This window comes from Myxacorys almedinensis A, assembly GCF_010091945.1.
GTDB classification, from domain to species: Bacteria; Cyanobacteriota; Cyanobacteriia; order Leptolyngbyales; family Leptolyngbyaceae; genus Myxacorys; species Myxacorys almedinensis.
In genome coordinates this window covers 121,296-141,189 of record NZ_WVIE01000012.1, presented here as the reverse complement: position 1 = coordinate 141,189, position 19,894 = coordinate 121,296, and the positions used below count along the sequence as shown (strand labels likewise).

General features: G+C 49.5%; 18 protein-coding genes and 1 tRNA gene. 11 read left to right on the top strand and 8 right to left on the bottom strand.

The features are described 5' to 3' along the window. Positions 1 to 137: 137 nt before the first annotated feature. Positions 138 to 2,600, bottom strand: coding sequence for a TonB-dependent siderophore receptor (locus tag GS601_RS12335; protein ID WP_162423573.1), 2,463 nt, complete (start codon positions 2,598 to 2,600; stop codon positions 138 to 140). A gap of 170 nt (positions 2,601 to 2,770) precedes the next feature. On the opposite strand from GS601_RS12335, the gene GS601_RS12330 reads away from it, so the two are divergent. Beyond that, complete coding sequence (locus GS601_RS12330) at positions 2,771 to 3,544, top strand: Uma2 family endonuclease (RefSeq protein WP_162423572.1); 774 nt, start codon at positions 2,771 to 2,773, stop codon at positions 3,542 to 3,544. On the opposite strand, the gene GS601_RS12325 is transcribed toward GS601_RS12330, so the two are convergent. After that, positions 3,541 to 4,527, bottom strand: coding sequence for a helix-turn-helix transcriptional regulator (locus tag GS601_RS12325; protein ID WP_162423571.1), 987 nt, complete (start codon positions 4,525 to 4,527; stop codon positions 3,541 to 3,543). The two genes, GS601_RS12330 and GS601_RS12325, sit on opposite strands and share 4 nt — an antisense overlap. Positions 4,528 to 4,647: 120 nt before the next feature. Continuing rightward, positions 4,648 to 4,797 carry a hypothetical protein gene (locus tag GS601_RS12320; protein ID WP_162423570.1) on the bottom strand — a complete coding sequence of 50 codons (150 nt, stop codon included), beginning with the start codon at positions 4,795 to 4,797 and terminating at the stop codon, positions 4,648 to 4,650. Positions 4,798 to 4,882: 85 nt separating this feature from the next. Between GS601_RS12320 and GS601_RS12315 the strand changes: the two genes are divergently transcribed. Further along, complete coding sequence (locus tag GS601_RS12315; RefSeq protein ID WP_162423569.1) at positions 4,883 to 5,008, top strand: element excision factor XisI family protein; 126 nt, start codon at positions 4,883 to 4,885, stop codon at positions 5,006 to 5,008. A 250-nt stretch (positions 5,009 to 5,258) separates the two neighbouring features. Here GS601_RS12315 and GS601_RS12310 read toward each other — a convergent pair whose 3' ends face one another. The 4 genes from GS601_RS12310 to GS601_RS12295 all read right to left on the bottom strand — a co-directional run bounded on the left by GS601_RS12310 (position 5,259) and on the right by GS601_RS12295 (position 11,452). Then, positions 5,259 to 7,052: an ABC transporter ATP-binding protein gene (locus tag GS601_RS12310; RefSeq protein ID WP_162423568.1), complete on the bottom strand. Its 1,794-nt coding sequence runs from the start codon at positions 7,050 to 7,052 to the stop codon at positions 5,259 to 5,261. Beyond that, entirely contained in the window at positions 7,049 to 8,836 is a 1,788-nt protein-coding gene (locus GS601_RS12305) for an ABC transporter ATP-binding protein (protein WP_238393239.1), read from the bottom strand. Before GS601_RS12305 ends, GS601_RS12310 begins: the two co-directional genes overlap by 4 nt. A gap of 356 nt (positions 8,837 to 9,192) precedes the next feature. Continuing rightward, complete coding sequence (locus tag GS601_RS12300) at positions 9,193 to 10,395, bottom strand: glycoside hydrolase family 10-like protein (RefSeq protein ID WP_338017026.1); 1,203 nt, start codon at positions 10,393 to 10,395, stop codon at positions 9,193 to 9,195. A 676-nt stretch (positions 10,396 to 11,071) separates the two neighbouring features. Further along, positions 11,072 to 11,452 carry a hypothetical protein gene (locus GS601_RS12295; RefSeq protein WP_238393238.1) on the bottom strand — a complete coding sequence of 127 codons (381 nt, stop codon included), beginning with the start codon at positions 11,450 to 11,452 and terminating at the stop codon, positions 11,072 to 11,074. 273 nt (positions 11,453 to 11,725) lie between these two features. On the opposite strand from GS601_RS12295, the gene GS601_RS12290 reads away from it, so the two are divergent. The 9 genes from GS601_RS12290 (at position 11,726) to GS601_RS12250 (ending at position 18,825) form a co-directional block, all read left to right on the top strand. Further along, on the top strand, positions 11,726 to 12,553 hold the full coding sequence (locus tag GS601_RS12290) for a thiazole synthase (protein ID WP_162423566.1): 828 nt from the start codon (positions 11,726 to 11,728) through the stop codon (positions 12,551 to 12,553). A gap of 95 nt (positions 12,554 to 12,648) precedes the next feature. Next, entirely contained in the window at positions 12,649 to 12,819 is a 171-nt protein-coding gene (gene psb34 / locus GS601_RS12285; RefSeq protein WP_162423565.1) for a photosystem II assembly protein Psb34, read from the top strand. A gap of 301 nt (positions 12,820 to 13,120) precedes the next feature. Then, positions 13,121 to 15,250 (top strand): tetratricopeptide repeat protein, encoded by a 2,130-nt coding sequence (locus tag GS601_RS12280; RefSeq protein WP_162423564.1) that lies wholly within the window; start codon positions 13,121 to 13,123, stop codon positions 15,248 to 15,250. Between the two features lie 104 nt (positions 15,251 to 15,354). After that, positions 15,355 to 16,245 (top strand): acetylglutamate kinase, encoded by an 891-nt coding sequence (argB, locus tag GS601_RS12275; protein WP_162423563.1) that lies wholly within the window; start codon positions 15,355 to 15,357, stop codon positions 16,243 to 16,245. Between the two features lie 240 nt (positions 16,246 to 16,485). After that, positions 16,486 to 16,559 (top strand) — tRNA-Val (locus tag GS601_RS12270). Positions 16,560 to 16,748: 189 nt separating this feature from the next. After that, positions 16,749 to 16,946: a 50S ribosomal protein L35 gene (gene rpmI, locus GS601_RS12265; protein ID WP_162423562.1), complete on the top strand. Its 198-nt coding sequence runs from the start codon at positions 16,749 to 16,751 to the stop codon at positions 16,944 to 16,946. 112 nt (positions 16,947 to 17,058) lie between these two features. After that, positions 17,059 to 17,409, top strand: a complete 351-nt coding sequence (rplT, locus tag GS601_RS12260; RefSeq protein WP_162423561.1) for a 50S ribosomal protein L20 — start codon at positions 17,059 to 17,061, stop codon at positions 17,407 to 17,409. Positions 17,410 to 17,426: 17 nt separating this feature from the next. Continuing rightward, positions 17,427 to 18,236 (top strand): transporter substrate-binding domain-containing protein, encoded by an 810-nt coding sequence (locus GS601_RS12255; RefSeq protein WP_162423560.1) that lies wholly within the window; start codon positions 17,427 to 17,429, stop codon positions 18,234 to 18,236. Between the two features lie 52 nt (positions 18,237 to 18,288). After that, positions 18,289 to 18,825 (top strand): tetratricopeptide repeat protein, encoded by a 537-nt coding sequence (locus tag GS601_RS12250; protein WP_162423559.1) that lies wholly within the window; start codon positions 18,289 to 18,291, stop codon positions 18,823 to 18,825. A gap of 179 nt (positions 18,826 to 19,004) precedes the next feature. On the opposite strand, the gene larB is transcribed toward GS601_RS12250, so the two are convergent. Further along, positions 19,005 to 19,805 carry a nickel pincer cofactor biosynthesis protein LarB gene (gene larB / locus GS601_RS12245; protein WP_162423558.1) on the bottom strand — a complete coding sequence of 267 codons (801 nt, stop codon included), beginning with the start codon at positions 19,803 to 19,805 and terminating at the stop codon, positions 19,005 to 19,007. Positions 19,806 to 19,894: the final 89 nt, after the last annotated feature.

The following is a 19,894-nucleotide window of genomic DNA, read 5'->3' as shown; positions in this document are numbered from 1 at the left end:
TTCAAACGTTTGGCAGAAATCATCGACGGAGCAGAACAGGTCTTCTAGACTAAACATGAGGGCAAACTGGGCATGAAGTTTTAGCATTTTCAGCCTATCGAGTTTGCCCCTTTCTTGTCTCAATCCTTATCCCGAACTCAGGTTAAATAAACTCGGTTCCTACCTCCGGCTGATGCAAAATACTCTGTATCAAACAAGTTTTTGATATTAACAGCGGCTCGAAACCGATCTCGTTTGTAAAAGATAGACGCATCAGTGCGAACATAGCTCGGTAACTGGAACGAGTTATTCAGATCGCCTTGGCGCTCTCCAGCATAAAAGATCCCTAAACCAAAGCCTAGCCCTTGTAAGCCGCCAGACTGGATTTGATAGGTTGTCCACAAATTTAGCGAAGTACTCGGTGTATTATTCAGCTTATTGCCTACTGGGAAGGTATTATCTGCGGTGAGTTTTGCATCAATTAACAGAAAGCCTGCAAAAATATTCCATCCGGGTAAAATTTCACCAGATAAATCTAGCTCAACGCCTCGGCTGTTTTGTTCACCTGTCTGAATCGATCGTAAAGGATTAATCGGATCGGGAGTTGCCACATTGGTACGGGTTATGTCGAATAAAGCCAGAGTTGCTGAAAGTTTTTCGGTGATATCGGCTTTCACGCCAATCTCATACTGTGTACCTCGCTCTGGTCTGAGTTGACCGCTGACATCACTCGCCGCGCCTGTTGCTGGATTGAATGAACGGCTATAGCTGGCATAGAGGGAAATGGGTTTAATCGGTTGGTAAACAATCCCCACCTGTGGACTAAAGGCTTGTTCTGACAGAGATGCACTTGAGAAATACGGCTCAAAACTGGCATCTTGCCTGAAAATATCAAACCGTCCACCGAGCGATACTTTCAGATTTTCTGCCAGGGTGATTTGATCTTGCACGTACAACCCCAGCCCTTTATCTTGGAATCTTCCCTCAGTGAACAGGACATCGGTCAAATCTGCCAAAGTAGTTCTTCCATAGACTGGGTTAAACACATCAATCGCAGGCAGAAGTCCATTAAAACCATTACCCGCATAACGAAGATACTCGCTATACAAGTTAAATCCTGCTACAAGTTGATGTTGAATCCCACCAGTCGAAAACTTGCCCACCACATAGTTATCAAATTGATAGCTGTCAAGCAAAGTAGCACCTTGGAGATAGAGCAAGGGCTGTTCGCGCTTGTTGGCTAGAAAATTCAAAGGTACAGCAAGCCTAAGATTTTCTTTGTAGAACAGGGTTTGGAAGCTACTGCGAAGTTGCCAGTTTTCGCTAAACCGATGCTCAAGATTGTAGCCAATCCGATAGACATCGGTATCGTCGTCATTCTCCAACGTAGGCTCACTTCTAGTTATGTTTCTAGGAACTCTGCCATTGGGATTGGGGAGTACAGTGCCTTCGGCTGGAAGACCATTATCTGTTTTTGTGCCACTAATTTTTTGATACTCAGCATCAAATGTTAGTGTTGTTCGCTCCCCAATTTGCCAGGTCAAACTGGGGGCAACCAGGTAGGTGTCGCGCTTAAAAAAGTCAATAAAGCTGCCGACAGTATTGGCACTGGCATTCAAACGATACAAGACAGTTTTGCTGTCATTGAGTGGTCCAGACAAATCAATTGCACCCCGATAGGTATCGAAATTACCAACCGTTGCCCTAATCTCATAAAAAGGCTCTCGGAGAGGCTTCTTGGTAATCACATTGGCGACTCCACCGGGGGCACCTAACCCAAACAGAACGGAAGCAGGTCCCTTCAGGACTTCCACCCGTTCAATATTATCCGTGACCGTGTAGCTATAGTCAGCCCCCAGAGTATCGGGCGCTCCGTTTCTCAGAATTTCCAGTTCAAAGCCTCGGCTGTTGAAAAAGTTAGACACTGAACGAGGCGATCGAAACGAGCCTGTTACCCCTGGTGCATTTTCTAAAATTTCTCCTAAACGGTTGGCATTTTGGTCTCGAATCACTTGCTGGGGAATCACCTGAATCGATCGCGGAATATCTCGAATCGGGGTATCCGTTCTCGTCGCCGTACTCGCATTCGGCACCCGATAGCCGCTTTGCCCCTCTCCCGTCACGGTAATCTCTTCTTCTGCCGCATTCTCATCGGCTTCTGCACTCAGCACCAATCCCGCCGCACTCGGCACAACCTCGACCAATGGAACGGCTGTGTCTCCCGTAATTCTCACTTGTACAATGGTCGGAGTGGCTTGGATGACCTCGATCGCACTTATCCCCGCTCCCGGTTTGTCGATCGCAACTCGATTCCCCTGCGGCAGTGCCAACACCGCATTCTCCACTTCCATTACCAGCGTATTTCCCTCACTCCGCCGCGCTGGAACTGCACTAATCCCCACACTCGTCTCCAAAATCACGCGCACCGTTCCCGCATCTGGTTCGACTCGCACGCCTGTCACTCGCACCTGTGCCGCTTCCGTCTGCGCCATCCACTCTGATACGGTTGTTGCCGCTTTCGGCTGATCTTGAATGTGATCAATCTCTAGTTCTGCTGCTGTTGCAGAAATTGCTCCCAACAGCACGATCGCGCCAGACATCCACAGCGACACTCTCATCATCTCCACACCACCAATCAAGAACAATTATCAATAGACAATACTGGAGAGTTTGATGCGATCGCTAGTCTGTTTTGGCGGTTAGACGGACTTTTTTTGACCAGTAGACGGACTTTTTTGGATCGCGATCGCGATCCGCTAAACTAGAAGCAACCTGATGGAAGGTGTCTCCCATGTCTCCCATTTCGCAGCCTGAAAGTCTGCAAAACGCCACAGGAATCGCATCTTCAGAGATTGCGGTGCAGCAGACTGAGCCAATTTTTCCACCGGGAGATCTATGGAGTGATGAACCGCCGTTGGAATCCGATTTGCACCGTGACCAAATTGACTTACTGATTCGCCTGCTCAAATGGTACTGGCGTGGTTGCTCCGCAGTTGCGCCTTGCGCTAAACGCACAGACTTCTACGCCACGGGCAACCTCACCGTCTATTACAGCCCAAATCAGAAAAAATCTGAAGACTTTCGAGGTCCCGATTTCTTCGTCGTGTTGGGAGTTGAGCCGAGAGATCGCCGTAGCTGGGTCGTTTGGCAGGAAGGAGGCAGATATCCAAACTATATTATTGAGCTACTTTCAGACTCAACCGCATCCGTCGATCGCGGCTTGAAAAAAGACCTCTATCAAAACGTGTGGCGGGTTCCCGAATATTTCTGGTTTCATCCAGATACGTTGGAATTTGCTGGATTCCGGTTAGCGGATGGCAGCACGTATGCACCAATTCCAACAACGGTTCAAGGCTGGCGCTGGAGTCAGCAGCTACAACTGTATTTGGGAATTCACGATCGCAAACTCCGATTCTTCACAGCAGACGGGCAACTGATCCCATTTCCCGAAGAAGATGCCTTAGAACAAGCAAGACAGGCTCAAGCTGCTTTAGAGCAAGAAAAGCTCAGAGCCGATCGCTTAGCCCAGCGACTGAGAGAACTAGGGATTGCGGAAGGAGACTAACGCCATTGTCGCTGCTGTCGAGCATAATCGCCGGGATTCACGCCAAACTTCTTGCGAAACGCCTCAGCAAAATAGCTGCGATTTGAGAACCCAACCTGCTGCGCCACTTCCTCAACCTTCAGATCACCTGTCGCCAATAGCTGCCGCGCTTGATCCAGCCGATATTGATGCAAATAACCAAATGTAGTTGTGCCAAAACAAGCTCGAAATCCTTGTTTTAAGGCGCGATCGTTCAACCCCACCAATCGCGCCAACTCCATTAACGAAGGCGGATGATCCAATCGCTGAAGCAGGATCTTTCTAGCAGCATGAATACGATCGACTTCTTCAGACTTGAGTTTTTTAGACGGCTTTATCAGAGCCTCTGAATCGATCAATAATGGACTGACCGCAAGTAGCAACAATTCCCAGACTTTTGTTTCGAGATAACGTCGCTTCAAAATCCCATGATAAGGACATTGCAATAATTGGTGTAATATCACCTGTATCGCTGGAGTTGTGCGATAAGTTTGAGCGAATGATATTTGATCTAAAGGTCTGATCAAAGGTTGCAACGCTAAAGGCAATTCGCCAAAAAAAGACTGTATATGACTCGTTGAAATGTAAAAAGCGACCTCTCGCACGGGTTCGATCGCCAGAGAATTAAATGTACCTTCAGGATTTATTCCACTGCCAGACAACGCGTATTCACCCGGACAAACTGTAACCAGTGAATCGCGATGAAAGCCTGACAGATGAAACCCAACTCTCACATGATTCTGCTGTTCCTCATAAGAAACGACCAGATCTCTGTACTGTTGATAGTATTCAATCTCTAAGTGCAATTCCTCTCGCAGTTCAATGACGCGCACCTGTCCGCTTCCCAACTCGCTAGGATAGGGTACAACAACATCCATCTCATCTTCTGGATCAACATACTGTGACTGCTCAAGCATGACCTCAAACAGCGCCTCACAAGCATGACCAGAAATTGTAAGCGCCATAACAATCCTGCAACTACGACCTGACTGATCTACGCTAACGTATCATCTTCACACAACTGATATTTAATTGCAATAATATCCACTCTGAAACCAGGGTTTTGTATGCTGGCTCTAACGCACTCACTGCCCGTCCTCTCCCTGTACCAATGGCTGAAGCTCCAGCGGCAATTCTCCCGACGGTTCCGCAAAGAATCGATAGAGCAATTCCGGCTCCAGGTGAATCGACACTCCGATCGTCACGGGGGACACTGCTGCTCTATTTCCCGCCACAGTTCCGCTTCTGCTTGTGCCGTCAGTTCCAGGATCATCGGAGTTTGTTAATGAAAATTAGTCTCAAGTATCCCTGGAACGAGATTTGAAAGTCAAGGGATTGTATGGGGTGCAGGCGTTGATGATGAACTGGAATATGTCGCAGCAGGACATTGTGCTGGGGTTTCATCCGCCCTTTTTGCGGAAACTCAGCGAGTATGCAGTGTCCTAAAGTAGGGATAAAATTTTAGCGATCGCTTGCTGAAAATTTGAGATATGGCTCTGATTTGGACTGGGATTTTCGCGTCTGCAACCCTCGTTCTTTGTGGAGTCAATGGGTAAATGGGTGGATGAGTCGATGGGTTAGATTCCTTCCCGACCCATCCACCCATCCACTCTCCACCATCTACTCCTAATCCCTCACTTCCACCTTGACAGACCACTAGGATTTGCCCTCCTCTTCCTAACCTTTCATGATGCGGTTACGGTATGGGTTCTGTTGAGGCGGCGCTGCCCAACTGCAATGCATAAAGATTGGCATAAACGCCCTGTTGAGCCATCAATTCGGCATGGGTGCCATGCTCTGCAATCTTTCCTTGCTGAATGACTAGTACCTGATCAGCTTGGCTCACCGTGCTGAGCCGATGGGCAATCACGAAACTGGTTCGCCCTTGTAGCAGCCGTGCGATCGCAGATTGCACCAGGGCTTCTGTGCGCGTATCAATGCTACTCGTCGCTTCATCAAGAATCAAAATGCGCGGATCAACTAACACCGCACGAGCAATACTGAGCAGTTGCCGTTGTCCTTGGCTGAGCATCGCTCCCCGTTCACCTAGTTCAGTAGCGTAGCCTTGGGGCAAAGACGTAATAAAATCATGCACATTGGCAACTTGAGCCGCCGCTTCGATCTCCGCTTGAGTGGCTTGCGGATGACCAAATGCAATGTTTTCTGCAACCGTACCTCGAAAGAGAACGGTATCTTGTAAAACAATACCAATTTGGCGGCGTAAACTCGCTTGAGTGACACAACGGATATCAGTATCGTCAATCCTAACCGTGCCACCTGTGACATCGTAGAAGCGCAAGATCAAATTGATAATCGTTGTTTTGCCTGCGCCTGTCGGTCCGACCAAGGCGATCGTTTGTCCAGAGGTTGCCTGAAAGCTAACGCCTTTGAGGACGCGCTGAGTCGGCGTGTAGCCAAATTCAACATTCTCGAAGGTCACGTCGCCGCGAATTGGAGACATAACATAGGCGTTGGGTGCGTCTTTGAGTTGGGCAGGTTCATCTAACAGGGCAAAAATACGCTCTAGCCCCGCGATCGCAGATTGTGCCTGCGTATAAAACTGGCTCAAAATTTGAATCGGTCGAAAGAACTGCTGCACATAGAGCAAAAAGGCAGTGACAACTCCAAGGGTGGCTTGTCCGGTGACGGCGAGATAGCCACCATAGGCGAGTACCCCAGCAGTAGCTAAGGTGTTGAGCACATCGATCGACGGCAAAAAGGCGGCGGTAATCGCCACGGCTTGAATATTGGCATCCCGATTTGCGGCATTTAGTTGCTGAAATTCTGCAATATTGAGATGAACCCGATTAAAGGCTTGAGCTTCTTTGACGCTACCAATGTCTTCTTCTAGCTTTGTAGAAAGATCGCCAATGGTGCGGCGCGTGACTCGAAAGCGCTCTCTTGCCCATCGGGAAAATAAACTCGTCGTGATGATCATCAATGGAACCACGAGATTGCTCAACAGTCCGAGTTGTAAATTAATCGCCAGCATGGCAATGATAATGCCAAGCAAACTGAATAAGTTTCCCAACATCTGCGCGATCGTTTGCCCAAAGGCTTGATTGACCGTATTCACATCATTGAGCAAGCGGCTCATCAAATCGCCTGCTTCACTGCGATCGAAAAAGCTGAGCGGCAACGACTGCACCTTTAGAAAAATATCTTGTCTCAGTTGCGCCAACACGCGCTGCACAATCCACCCCACCCGCAAAATTTGCCCACGAATCGCCTGCACGCCAAATACATAGTTGACAACCAGAACTGTCAAGATGAACAGCAGCCCGCGCACGTTGCCCGGAACAATTAAATTATCGATCGACCACCCGATGAGAAAAGGTCCGAGGGCTTGGGTGGCGGCTCCCAGGGCGACAAGCCCAAGGGCGATCGGTAAATCCTTCCGGTAGGGGCGGAGATATTTGAAAAATCGCCACACCGTAGACCCTTGCCGCCGTGCCTTTGCTTCAGGAGCCACAAACCCTGCTGTTCTCATCGGCGCTCTCCTGCGGGGTGCGTTTGCTTGACCTGAGACTCTAAAATTGCACCATAGAGAGGGCTGGTTGCTAACAATTGTTCATGGCTGCCTTGAGCCACTAAGTGCCCTTGATCCATCAGCAAAATGCGATCGGCGTTTTTAACCGTGCTGATCCGTTGAGCAATCACAAACGAGGTGCAGGTTTTACGCTGCATCAGATCATCAAGCGATGCCTGGATTTGGGCGGCTGTTTGGGCATCTACCGCCGAGGTGCTGTCATCTAAGATGAGGATACGATAGTCGGTGAGCAGTGTCCGAGCGATCGCAATGCGCTGCTTTTGCCCCCCCGACAAGCCAACGCCCCGTTCGCCAATGAGCGTGTCATAGCCATCGGGCAAGGTTTCAACAAAGTCGTGAATATGAGCCGTTTTCGCGGCAGCTATGATGTCTTGGAGTGCGGCGTTTTGTTTGGCGTAGGCGATGTTATCGCGGATAGTTCCCGAAAAGAGAGTTGTGTCTTGAAAGACGATGCCGATGCGCGATCGCAAGCTTGCCAACGAAAACTCTCTGACGTCCCGTCCATCAATTCTGACCGCGCCGGAACTGACATCGTAGAACCGGGGAATAAGATTAATAATTGTGCTTTTTCCCGAACCGGTCATCCCTAGAATGGCAATCAACTCTTTTGGCTGAGTCTCAAACGACACGCCTTTTAGAGCTTCGGTGGTGGAGCCAGGATAGCGAAATCGAACATTCTCGAACGTCATTCTGCCGCCACAGTGATCGAAATTAACTGCCCCCAAGCGATCGCGAATTTCCACTTCAGCATCAACGACTTCATACACCCGCTCGGCAGAAGCGGCGGCTTGCGCGATCGCCGGAGCGGCAAATCCGATCAGCAAAATCGGTTGCAAAATAAACAGGAGATAAGAATTAAATGCAACCAGTTCACCAATGGAAAAGCTGCCGTCAATCACCTGTAGCCCACCAAAACCAACGACAACGACAGTGATCAAATTACTCAACAGAAAAATGATAGGAAACGTTCCACGAATGGCACGAATCGTTTTCATGTTGGTGCTGATCAACTCTTCGTTTAAGGTGGTATAGCGCGATCGCTCTGTCTCTTCTCGGACGAACGCTTTAACCACGCGAATGCCGATCAAATTTTCTTGCAAAACGGCATTGAGATCCCCTAGCTGCTCTTGCACCAAGCGAAACAAATCGCCATTTCGCTGAAGAAATCGAATCAGCACCCAAGCCGCTAACGGAACGATCGCTAGGGTGATCAGCGCCAACTGCCAATTCATCAGCAGCAAAATGATGGCAATACTCACCAACGTCACAACAGCGCCAATCACCTGAATCAGGCTTGTGCCAATAAAGCTCCGCACCTGCTCAATATCACTCGTGACGCGGGTGAGCAATTGCGAGGTTTGCGATCGATCGTGATAGCTAAAACTGAGATTTTCGATTTTGCTAAAAATCTGATTCCGCAGGTCGTACGCAACTCCTTGAGAAGCGGTTTCTGCCCAAAACGTTTGACCAAAATTGAACAGCCCCCGCGCGATCGCAGCCGCCACCATCCACGCACCACTGATCAAAACAACCCGCAGATCGTTCTGAGCAATCCCCTGATCAATGCCCCACCGAAACAGTTGAGGGGTGATGGCATTGGCAGCCGTGAGCAATAGCAGACTTGCGATCGCGCCTAGGGCAATCCGCCGATAGCGACCTAATTGGCGCAGCACCCGATTTAGGGGCGGCATTGAAGGATGGTGAGGATTGGTTTGGTTAGCCAACGGAGTTTTGCGTAGATAACGGGAGAACGTGCGATCACCAGAAGGTCAGCCTACTATCTTGCGCTCATCTCAACAGCAGCAAACCGGGTAGCAGACTCAACAGAGAAAGCAAACGAGCATCTCATTTGATGCATTCGCCTACTCTATCTCTGTCATAAATCCAACCCCATCTGACTAACTGCAACAGATGCAAGATCTCGGTTAACAGGTAGGTCGCTCGTTCAATTCTCCCCGCAAGGCTTTTGTAGATCAAGTACTAGCGATAACTTCTACCCACAGAAGGATTTTATGCAGTGTGATGTTGTAAAAGTGCATTGCCTTGACATGGCTTAACTTTACTATCCTCAGCAACGCCCCTACAACGACCCAGGCAGCGAAAATTGGCTATTCTCCAAGGTGGGAATTGACTCAGGCTTTGGCAACTCAAACGGCTGCACAGTCGTAATCGATCGCAGGGCAGGCGACGGAAAAAGCGCTTGAAAGCCTGCTTGCCGATAGTCCATGGCTTCAGGGGCAGCCTTCCAAAGGCTCTCATAATAGAAGAATGAAACCCCTAAGCCTCGGTCTTGCGCGGCTCGCACTTGCTCCTGAATCTGTGCAATTCCAACTGGGTTTGTTCTTAGCCCCGTCAAGATCCCAATCCCTGTAGGAATTTTCTGTTGGGTTTCTTTGATTTCTGGGCGGGAAAGCTGACTTATAAAACTCTGTAGATTTGGGCGATAAACCTGCACAATCAACTCGTCTGCAATACCCTGCCGCACCCACGCTAGCCAATCTTGCAGATGATATTTGTAGGCAAGGTCATAGTAATTTGGCGAAATTGAGAAAATTGCATAAGATTTTTGGTCTCTCACGGCTTTTTTGAGTTGCGCCATGAAAGCGGTCAGCTTGTTAGCCCGCCACCGGATCCACTCTGGATCGGTTGGACCCGGCACCGCCTTCTTGGTTTCTTTGGTATACAGAGCGGTGGTGTAGCGATCGTAGCCAAATTCTCTCGGCAAACTCATGTTGTCATCAAATTGAATGCCGTCTACATCGTATTGAGCCACAACCTCTAACACAAGGTCAGTCATGAATTTTTGAACGTCTGGGCGGAAGGGGTTGAGCCACACCACTTCCCCCGCACCACTGATCGATGTCTGGCTTCCATCCCGTCGTTGGGTGATCCATTCTGGATGATTTAACGCCAATTCGGAGGTTTCGGGAGCCATCAGCCCAAATTCAAACCAGGGCATCACAAATAAGCCGCGTTGGTGCGCCTTGCTGATCAGGTCTGCCAAAATGTCGTGCCCGTCTGCTCCTTTGTAAACGAAGGGCTGAATGCCTTGCCGTTGTGCTACGGCACTAGGATACATCACATACCCAGAGTTCCAGACTACGGGATAAATCGAATTGAAATTCAGCCGTCCAAGCTGAGTCACGGCATCATCTACCTTGGCGCGATCTTTGAGGACATCTAGATCGTTGGTGGTCATCCAAACGCCGCGAATTTCTTGACGAGACTGGGCTACTCCGGGAGTGAGATTGCTCAAGAGGAGCACGGCAGTGAGAGTGATCACAAACAGAAGTGAAAAAAGATTTTGAATTTTTTGACGCCAATGTTGGAAAATAGACCGGAATTTCATAGACATGAATGGTGAATGGATGAAATTCAATATGTGCTTCCTTTAGAATTGCTGTTGTGCCATGCCCCTACGTCGAAATTGATTAGCCCTTATTCTACAAGCATTTAACATCTGTTACAGGGCAAGAGGGCGAGGTTAATTTCATGTGTTGATCGCTAGGGCGAGGTCACTGCTTGCAATGTAGCAGTAGTTTAGTGGGGCAAATTCGTTGACGTGGCGACCCGGTGAATAGTGCCCATCCCACCATCGTGCTTGCTAAAGTTTTGATGAAGAAAGGGTGATATAGAAAAGCGAATGGCGCTCTAAAGCGCTTTAGATGAAGAATGTGGCGTCTATGTGTTGTAGGCATTGTATTCTAGGCATTGATTTTGTTGCAATGCCGTTGCTCGTGTCGTCGCAGCTTAGAGCGCGATCGCATCCAATCTTCAGGCATTCACAAATTAATCGCCTCTACAAATATGCACAAAAATACAAACATAAATAAATTGTGGGGTGGTCAGCTTGTCCTAAAAATTGAACAAAACGACCACCCCACACCTTAGCTAAGGGCTGTAAGATCCTGTGTTTAGATATCGCGTGAGCTTGCGTTGCTAAGCTCCAGAAAGTCGCTTCAAGCTCTCGCTCTTTCAAGCTCTCGCTCCGACTCTTGGGCATTAGCCCTTGCGTCAGAACCATCACTATCCTCTGCATGGGCTTTACGAGAGCGCCGTCTGCGGCGCGGTTGCGAAGGATCTTTTTGGCTCATAGCTAGATAGCGCTTGAGTGTAGAAGGGCTGATGTCGATGTCTTGTTCAGCCAAAATTTGAGCGAGTTCATCATAGTCATATCCCTTGTCAAGTGAGTCGCGCAGATCGCTTTGCAGCATCTCGATCGCTTGTCTCAACGAAATGGTTGAGTCCGGCTTTTCGGGCAGATCTCCTAATAATGATGCAGCTTGATCAAGCATCGTTGTTTGGACTTTAACGGCAGCGTTCGATTTCCTATTCACCATAAAAATTCCCAATTTGTTAATGAATGTAATTCTAGTTATTCTAATTGCTGCTTCCCTTACATATCACTAGGCTATGCTCTTATCTTAGATAGATATTGATTCATCTTTTGGGTAGAAATTTTGTAAATGCTCGAGCAGATTGCAATTTTTATGTCTATTGGCTGAGATTCATGCTTTCTCAAGGTTGAAGCGCATCAATCTTCGTCATAATGGGATTCTCAACACGCAATCTGCGCAAGACGTAATGTTAGAAAGACATGAGGTCGTATTGAAATGCAAACATTAAATATGCTTTTAGAAACCGCTTTAGATGATTCACTCGTCATTGCGGGACGTAGATTTACATCTCGACTGATGACCGGAACCGGTAAATATCGAACGTTTGAAGAAATGCGGCAAAGCATCGCAGCGAGTGAGTGTGAGATTGTGACCGTTGCGGTTCGGCGCGTTCAAACCCAAGCCCCCGGTCACGAAGGACTCGCAGACGCCCTTGACTGGAGCAAGATTTGGATGCTGCCCAACACCGCAGGGTGCCAGACCGCAGACGAGGCGATTCGGGTGGCGCGCTTGGGTCGGGAGATGGCGAAACTTTTGGGTCAAGAAGACAACAATTTCGTCAAGCTAGAAGTGATTCCCGATGCGAAGTATTTGCTTCCCGACCCGATCGGCACTCTAGAAGCGGCAGAGCAATTGGTTAAAGAAGGCTTTGCTGTGCTGCCCTATATTAATGCCGATCCGATCTTGGCAAAGCGTTTGGAAGAGGCAGGATGTGCCACAGTGATGCCCCTTGGCTCTCCGATTGGCTCTGGTCAGGGCATCAAAAATGCGGCTAATATCCAAATCATCATTGAGAATGCGACTATTCCGGTTGTTGTTGATGCGGGCATTGGGACGCCCAGTGAAGCTGCACAAGCGATGGAGATGGGAGCCGATGCGCTGTTGATCAACACTGCGATCGCACAAGCTGCGAATGCTCCTGCAATGGCACGCGCTATGCACCTAGCCCACCAAGCCGGACGCCTGGCTTACCAATCGGGTCGTATTCCTGTCAAAGCCTATGCCAGCGCTAGTTCTCCTCTCACCGGAACCATCACTAGCTAACGATATCTTCTCTTCAAAGATTAAGTTTTCTCTCCTGCGTTAGAGAGCAACTTCCCAAGATTTGTTACAATCGTTAAAACATTGAGGAAATTGCTATGCGATATACAGAAGAAGAGGGCGGTCGTTTAAATAATTATGCGATCGAGCCGAAAATGTATCAAGCAGAGCCTCCCGACACAGCGCAGAAGCGAAATTATGCAATTTTGGGTGTGGTTGGTGCAGTTATTGTAGGTGGCTTAATGGCAGTTGCCTTCGCTGTATCGTAGGTCAGCAGGTTGATTGCTCTTTACATTGCCAGAACCATTATCAGAACAATGATGCACCCGCATCGCTGACGTTCATCAGGCTGCTGATCCGGATCAGCAGCCTGGTTTTTGATTAACCCGTTATATTTGGGGTCTGCATGTGTAAACTTTATGTCTTAGGGTAGACCGGGAAACGCTCCGATCGCAGGTTATGCTTTGGGGCATCGCGTTTTGTCTGTTCTATCCTGACTTGAGCCAAAGGGCGCGTAGAGATCAGTAACGCTCCCATTTTATACAGGTCGCTTGACCAGCACCCGTTTCTATGCTGATGTCTTCTGCTGATCACTCTGTTTTTCGCACACCTGTGACTGAGCTTGCTTCCCAGCGTACTCCAAGCTTCAATCATCACATCTATCTGCGATTGAGGTTGGCACTAAGTCTCAACCTCCGGCGTCAGATTTTTATCGCGGTGTGTGATGACGTAGGGTTGCGCCATCAGTTTACGACACATTTACACGCTGATTTAAGCAGTCCTGGTTTCAACTTTGCGATCGCGGATGAGATGTCCGTGCGATCGCGCGGGACAACCCCCAACCCCTCGACCCCTACGATCGCTGCTAACGGGCAGACGAGCGCAGGAGGTGTCGCAGGGCAGGTTATCTCTGTGCCTAGATTGGTCACCCTTCCCCTTGACTTAGAGAATCCAGACATCTTAGGGCAAATAGAGCTTTGGCAAGCGCAAAATAGCGTTCCAGACGGTAACTGGATCTCCAGCTTTCAGATCACAGGGGTCGAAACCCTGACTCGTCAGCCGGCCCATCTTCAGCGGGTCTTTCTCAACTCGCTCCAAGCGATCGCCGAGAATCTAGACCGCTTAAATTTCAATGTCGTGCTGTGGGTCACTCGTCCGTGGTGTCGCTCGATCCAGCAATCTGCTCCCAATTTTTGGCAATGGCACACCGCACTGTTTGAGTTTGAAGGCGATCCAGCACCGGTAAATCAACCCGAACCATCATCTGTTCAAGAGACTGTGCCACAGCGACGGCATTCGTTAGCTCGCGAATCCCGGATTGATGCTGATTTTAGAGAACTCGTTTTGACCGCGCTCAAACACGAGGTTGATCTTCGCCCTGAGTTATCTTCTACCCATGGGCAGCCCATTGTCGATGTTCTTGATGATCCAAGTTTGCATCCGGTTCGGTTGCTGCACCAGATTGAGAAACTGCATCGCGACCAAGCAGCACCAGATACGATAGGGACGGCGTATCGAGAATTGGGAGATTGGTATCGCGATCGCGCTCAGCAACTGCCCACGTCTCAAGCGGATTCTACGGTGGCGATTCGCGCCTATGAACAATCGCTGCGCTTTATTACCTCAAAATCGCCTCAAGTGCCCGATGTGCTCAATGACATTGGCAACCTGTACTGGATGATGGCGCGCACCTCAAACGAACCGAGCGTTAATTTAGAAAAAGCGCTGAAAGCCTATCAGTTTGCCCTAGAACGTATGGATGCCGAGGCGCACCCTGAAACCTATGCCATGTTGCTGAACAATTTGGGATCGGTGTACAGTGATTTATCCTACCAGCAGGCTCCGGTTGAGAACTTAAACCAAGCGATCGCGGCGTACCAATCGTGTTTACACTATCGTTTGGCTCAGGGTGATCTGTCTCGCTACGCCGCTACCCAAAATAATTTAGGAACAACCTTCTGGAATCTTGCCCAGCATCAACAGCCCGCCCTCAATTTGCAGCACGCGATCGCCGCCTATAACGAAGCCTTGCGCCACTACGATCCCGAACGCGAACCGCTCCACTATGCCATGCTGCAAAATAACTTAGGAACGGCGTATTGGGCGCTCTCGCAGTGCAATGACGCGATGGAGACCCTCGGAACCGTGCCAGAAGATTTTCTGCTGCTGGCGATCGGGGCATACCGAGTGGCGCTGGTCTACCGCACCTTCGAGGTTGCTCCCACCGCCTTCGCTGCCACCCAAAACAATTTAGGAACGGCGTACTGGCACTTGGCAAACCAGCCCTCCACCCACGACGACGATCGCCAAAATTATGTGCAGTGCGCGATCGCCGCCTATAAAGAATCGTTGACGGCGGTTCAGCACCTTTCCGATGCCCATCCCTCCTCTGCGCCAACCTTCAGCTTTGATGTCGCCGCAACCCACCACAACTTAGGCTCAGCCTGCTATCAAACAGCAACCAACGAGCGGGTAGCACTAGAGCCTGCCGAGCGCTCAGCTTGCCTTGAAACTGCTCTCTACCATCACGTTCAAGCCCTCCACGGCTGGCAGCATAATCCAGATTTCTACCAAACTGCCCTGATTGCGACGATTCAGACGGTGAAAGCCTTTAGCGATCGCTACGGCATTCAAGGGCAAACCTTAGCACTTTCGAGGGTTCCAGCTAATTTGTTACCCATTATCATGAAAGAACTCTAAATTATGAGCGAACTTTAACAATCGGTGATCAAAACAAGCATAGGGGGCGATGAAGATGTTAATTCTAGTTAACTCATTCTTTATCGTGGCTTAGCGCTATTTTTATGCTTAAACAAAACGAAGCTCCTGAATCGGCTGAAACGCGAGTCCGCATCCTTAGCGAGGCTCTCCCCTACATTCAGAAATTCGCGGGACGCACGATCGTTGTGAAATATGGTGGCGCAGCGATGAAAGACAGCAGCCTTAAAGCAAAAGTCATCCGCGATGTGGTGTTTATGGCGTGTGTCGGGTTGCGCCCGATCTTGGTGCACGGTGGCGGTCCTGAAATTAACTCTTGGCTTGACAAACTCGGTATCGAGCCTCAGTTTAAGAACGGGTTGCGCGTTACCGATGCCGCCACTATGGATGTGGTGGAAATGGTGCTGGTCGGTCGGGTCAATAAGGAAATTGTGTCGCTGATTAACCAGGCGGGGGGAGCCGCGATCGGGCTGTGTGGAAAAGATGGCGGACTGATTGGCGCACGCCCTGCCGATGAAGAAGGGGTTGGGTTTGTCGGTGAAGTCACCCGAGTAAATCCTCAAATTCTTGAGTCTCTGGTTCAGGCAGGCTACATTCCGGTTGTGTCGAGCGTGGCGGCAGACGAAACGGGGCAGGCATACAATATTAATGCCGACACGGTGGCAGGGGAAATTGCGGCTGCCCTCAATGCGGAGAAGCTGATCTTGCTGACCGACACGGCAGGCATTTTAGAGGATTACAAAGATCCCTCAACGCTCATTCCTCGCATGGATATTCAGGAAGCCCGACAGTTGATGGATCAAGGTGTGGTGTCGGGGGGAATGATTCCCAAGGTGAATTGTTGCGTGCGATCGCTGGCTCAGGGAGTTAAGGCAGCACACATCATTGATGGACGACAGCCGCATTCGTTGCTGCTAGAGGTCTTTACCGATGGCGGCATTGGCTCGATGATTGTGGCGTCAGAATTTACCTTCTAGGGGATAGGGTGGCAGCAGATGGGGTAACGGATGTAGCGGATAAGGGTTTTCTGAGCTTGAAAATAGGTAACTGATCTGTTCTATCCGTTGCCGACAGCAGGGCAAATGCCGAGAATATCAGAAGCTTGCCTGGTTCATTCTACGTTGCAAAAAATTGGTGGTTTTTATGCGATCGCGCTGAAAATGCGTTCAAATCACTTGCACCGGAAGATTAGTCTATGGTAGGGTTATATACGGTTTGGACGCATAGCTCAGTTGGTTAGAGCACTACCTTGACATGGTAGGGGTCACAGGTTCGAGTCCTGTTGTGTCCATTGCATGCATCCGGCTACCTGTTGGTGAGATACCGGCGCGGTCTAACCTGTGTCGAGCAGTCACTTAATTTCGATATTGCTTAACGCATCGCTAGTTTCAATTTACTTCACCGGGTCAAAGGTTTTTCTTGCGTATCTAGCTGATCCCGTAGTAGGATAGAACCTTGTGTCGAATTCTAAAACAATCCCATGCCTAAGCTTAAAACCCGCAAGTCTGCTAGCAAGCGATTTAGAAAAACTGGAAGTGGCAAGTTTTTGCGCCGCCAGACCCACAGAGCACACCTTTTAGAGCACAAAGGCGCAAGTCGTAGACGCCGCCTTGCTGGAACTGTTGTTGTGGATGACCGCGATGCAGAAAATGTACGGTTGATGATGCCCTACGCATAACATACTCAACAGAGGATCATGGCGGGATTGTTTCAGAATTTGAAATGGCGCTCTATCAAAGCGCATTAGCAAATTTTCAGCAGGTTTTCAATATTAGTAAGGACGTCTCATCATGGCACGGGTTAAGCGCGGTAACGTTGCTCGTAAGCGCCGCAAGAAAATTTTGAAATTGGCGAAAGGGTTTCGAGGGTCTCACTCTAGCCTGTTTCGGACAGCAAATCAGCAAGTCATGAAGGCATTGCGAAATGCGTATCGCGATCGCCGCAAGAAAAAACGTGATTTCCGTCGGTTGTGGATCACGCGCATCAACGCGGCGGCTCGGCAGCATGGCATGAGCTACAGCCAATTTATCGGTAAGCTCAAGAAAGCCGATATTCAGATCAATCGCAAAATGTTGGCTCAGCTTGCAGTCCTCGACCCGGCTGGGTTTACAAAAGTGCTAGAACGGGTTGCCAACGGTTAGCCGCAACGCTGGATCTCATGCGTACCACGATCGCTAGAATGGTTGGACTTGGCATGTTGGGGGTACAGTTCGTTGTTCCCCCTTCTTTGTTGGCGGCAGATCTGCAAACCATTGTTAATCGCGGTCGTCTCGTTGTCGCGGTTAAAGATAATCTTCCCCCCCTCGGATTTTCTGAAGCAGGCAGGCTGCAAGGCTTTGAAATTGACCTTGCGCGGCGGCTGGCTGAAGATTTATTTGGGCGCTCAGATGCCGTTGAACTGAAGCCTGTCAACAACCGCGATCGCATCCCGTCGGTCATAAATGGCAGCGTTGATCTTGCGATCGCCCGCGTCACCAACACCGTATCTCGTGCCCGAATTGTGCATTTCAGTTTGCCCTACTATTTCGATGGCACGGGGCTGATCACTCGCAGCCTCACCCTTCAGACCGAAGCCGATCTGAGCAAACAAACGCTTGGTTCTGCCAACCTCCGGATCGCCGTTTTGAATGGCTCAAGTACGATCGCGACGCTGCGCTACAAATTGCCTCACCTCAACCTCGTAGGCGTAGACTCTTATCAAGCGGCACGAGACTTGTTAGACGCAGGCACAGTCGATGCATTTGCCGCAGATGTTTCTATGCTAACGGGCTGGGCGCAAACCGCGTCAGGATACCGGGTTTTGCCAGTGCGCCTATCGATCGAGCCGCTCTGTGTGGTGTTGCCTAAAGGAGTGCAATACACCGAGTTGCAGCAACGAGTAAACCGCGCGATCGCACAGTGGCAGTCGGAGGGTTGGCTTCAGAAACGGGCGATCTATTGGGGTCTGCCTTGGGCTACCCTGAAATAGGGAGTCAACCTTCTGGGTCTTGCTTCACTTTAGTTCACGCTCGATTAAAGCTATGGATAGTAACACCTCATTTCCACTCGTTTATATTTCGCTGTTGCTCTTGCTCTTGGGGATTGCTGTCTTCTTCATTGTGCAACAAGTGCTTAAAACCCGTCGGGTCGAGAATGCGCTGTCTCGCTTACAGAAAAAACTGAGCAAAGAAAAAGGCACAGCAGAAGAATATTATGAACTGGGCAGCATTTTGCTCGATAAGCGATTATTTGTCCAAGCGATCGCGCAATTTCAAAAAGCACTCAAAGCTGAAACGTTAGAAGGACAAGACCTCGCCGCCGTGTATAACGCGCTTGGGTTTTCTTACTTTGCCCAAGAGCAATATGATTTGGCGCTTAAAAATTACAAAGAATCTGTCAAACTTGCGCCTGACTATGTGACGGCATGGAATAACTTAGGTCACGCCTACGAGCGTAAGCAACTAGCTGGTCCTGCCCTAGAATCCTACGAAGAAGCGCTCAAGTTTGAACCTAGCAACCAAACGGCGAAGCGGCGAGCAGATTCCCTGCGGAAGCGATTTGTGACTTCTACTAGCTAAATAACGTGAGTTTTGGCAAAGCGAGAGTTAGGATTGCTGAAACGGTACATCTTTCAGCACCCTCCGCCCTGGATTTAGCTTAGAAGAACCCTATTCGGTGCGATCGATGACTTATGCCAAACGTTTGAGCCGCCAAACAGAGGGCAATATGACCAACCCAACCCCTGAACTCACGGGTCTTATTCTTTGTCAATTTTTGCTGCCGTTCTAAGAATTTGCCCTGCCAGCATTGCCGCCCCAAATCCGTTGTCAATGTTGACTACTCCAATCCCAATCGCACAAGAATTTAGCATCGTGAGCAGGGCTGACATGCCGTTAAAACTGGCTCCATACCCAACACTGGTAGGTACAGCAATCACCGGGCAATCTGCTAAACCCGCCACAACGCTCGGCAACGCTCCTTCCATGCCTGCTACAACGATTAACACATCAGCTTGGGTCAAAACTTGCACATTGCTGAGTAACCGATGAATGCCTGCGACGCCAACATCCCAAAGCCGCTGCACCCGAAAGCCGCACAACTCTGCGGTGATTGCCGCTTCTTCGGCAACGGGAAGATCGGCTGTGCCAGCAGAAAGTAGTCCAATCGTACCGGGGCGAGGCTTCATAAAGCCATCATTTTCTAGGGCGCAAATCTTTGCGGTTGAGTAATAAATCGCCTGGGGTATGATTTCCCGAATGCGATCGTAGACCTCTGCTTCGATGCGAGTTGCCATCACCACCGCTCCCCAATTTCCGGGAAAGCTTGCGTTGCGATCGCGCATTGCCTGCATAATTTGGGCAATTTGTTCTGGCGTTTTTCCAGGACCCCAAATCACCTCTGGAAAGCCCGTCCGTAGGGCGCGATGGTGATCGATATTGGCAAACCCACCAACGGGTTCGTATGCCAAGTATTTCAGCTTGTCAAGGGCATCTTCAGGGCTAATGTGACCTTGAGAGACCGATTGTAAAAGAGATTTGAGAATGTCAGGTTGAGTCATTGAAAATAGAGTGCGATCGCAGCAACAATTAACGACTAGTCATTAGTGAGTACAGAAGTGACTAACCACTCTATGCGATCGTACGATCA

Coding starts and splice junctions, on each gene's coding strand:
- GS601_RS12335 (WP_162423573.1), bottom strand. CDS start 2,600: ATGATGAGAGTGTCGCTGTGGATGTCTGGCGCGATCGTGCTGTTGGGA.
- GS601_RS12330 (WP_162423572.1), top strand. CDS start 2,771: ATGTCTCCCATTTCGCAGCCTGAAAGTCTGCAAAACGCCACAGGAATC.
- GS601_RS12325 (WP_162423571.1), bottom strand. CDS start 4,527: ATGGCGCTTACAATTTCTGGTCATGCTTGTGAGGCGCTGTTTGAGGTC.
- GS601_RS12310 (WP_162423568.1), bottom strand. CDS start 7,052: ATGAGAACAGCAGGGTTTGTGGCTCCTGAAGCAAAGGCACGGCGGCAA.
- GS601_RS12295 (WP_238393238.1), bottom strand. CDS start 11,452: ATGGTGAATAGGAAATCGAACGCTGCCGTTAAAGTCCAAACAACGATG.
- GS601_RS12290 (WP_162423566.1), top strand. CDS start 11,726: ATGCAAACATTAAATATGCTTTTAGAAACCGCTTTAGATGATTCACTC.
- psb34 (WP_162423565.1), top strand. CDS start 12,649: ATGCGATATACAGAAGAAGAGGGCGGTCGTTTAAATAATTATGCGATC.
- GS601_RS12280 (WP_162423564.1), top strand. CDS start 13,121: ATGCTGATGTCTTCTGCTGATCACTCTGTTTTTCGCACACCTGTGACT.
- argB (WP_162423563.1), top strand. CDS start 15,355: ATGCTTAAACAAAACGAAGCTCCTGAATCGGCTGAAACGCGAGTCCGC.
- rpmI (WP_162423562.1), top strand. CDS start 16,749: ATGCCTAAGCTTAAAACCCGCAAGTCTGCTAGCAAGCGATTTAGAAAA.
- rplT (WP_162423561.1), top strand. CDS start 17,059: ATGGCACGGGTTAAGCGCGGTAACGTTGCTCGTAAGCGCCGCAAGAAA.
- GS601_RS12255 (WP_162423560.1), top strand. CDS start 17,427: ATGCGTACCACGATCGCTAGAATGGTTGGACTTGGCATGTTGGGGGTA.
- GS601_RS12250 (WP_162423559.1), top strand. CDS start 18,289: ATGGATAGTAACACCTCATTTCCACTCGTTTATATTTCGCTGTTGCTC.
- larB (WP_162423558.1), bottom strand. CDS start 19,805: ATGACTCAACCTGACATTCTCAAATCTCTTTTACAATCGGTCTCTCAA.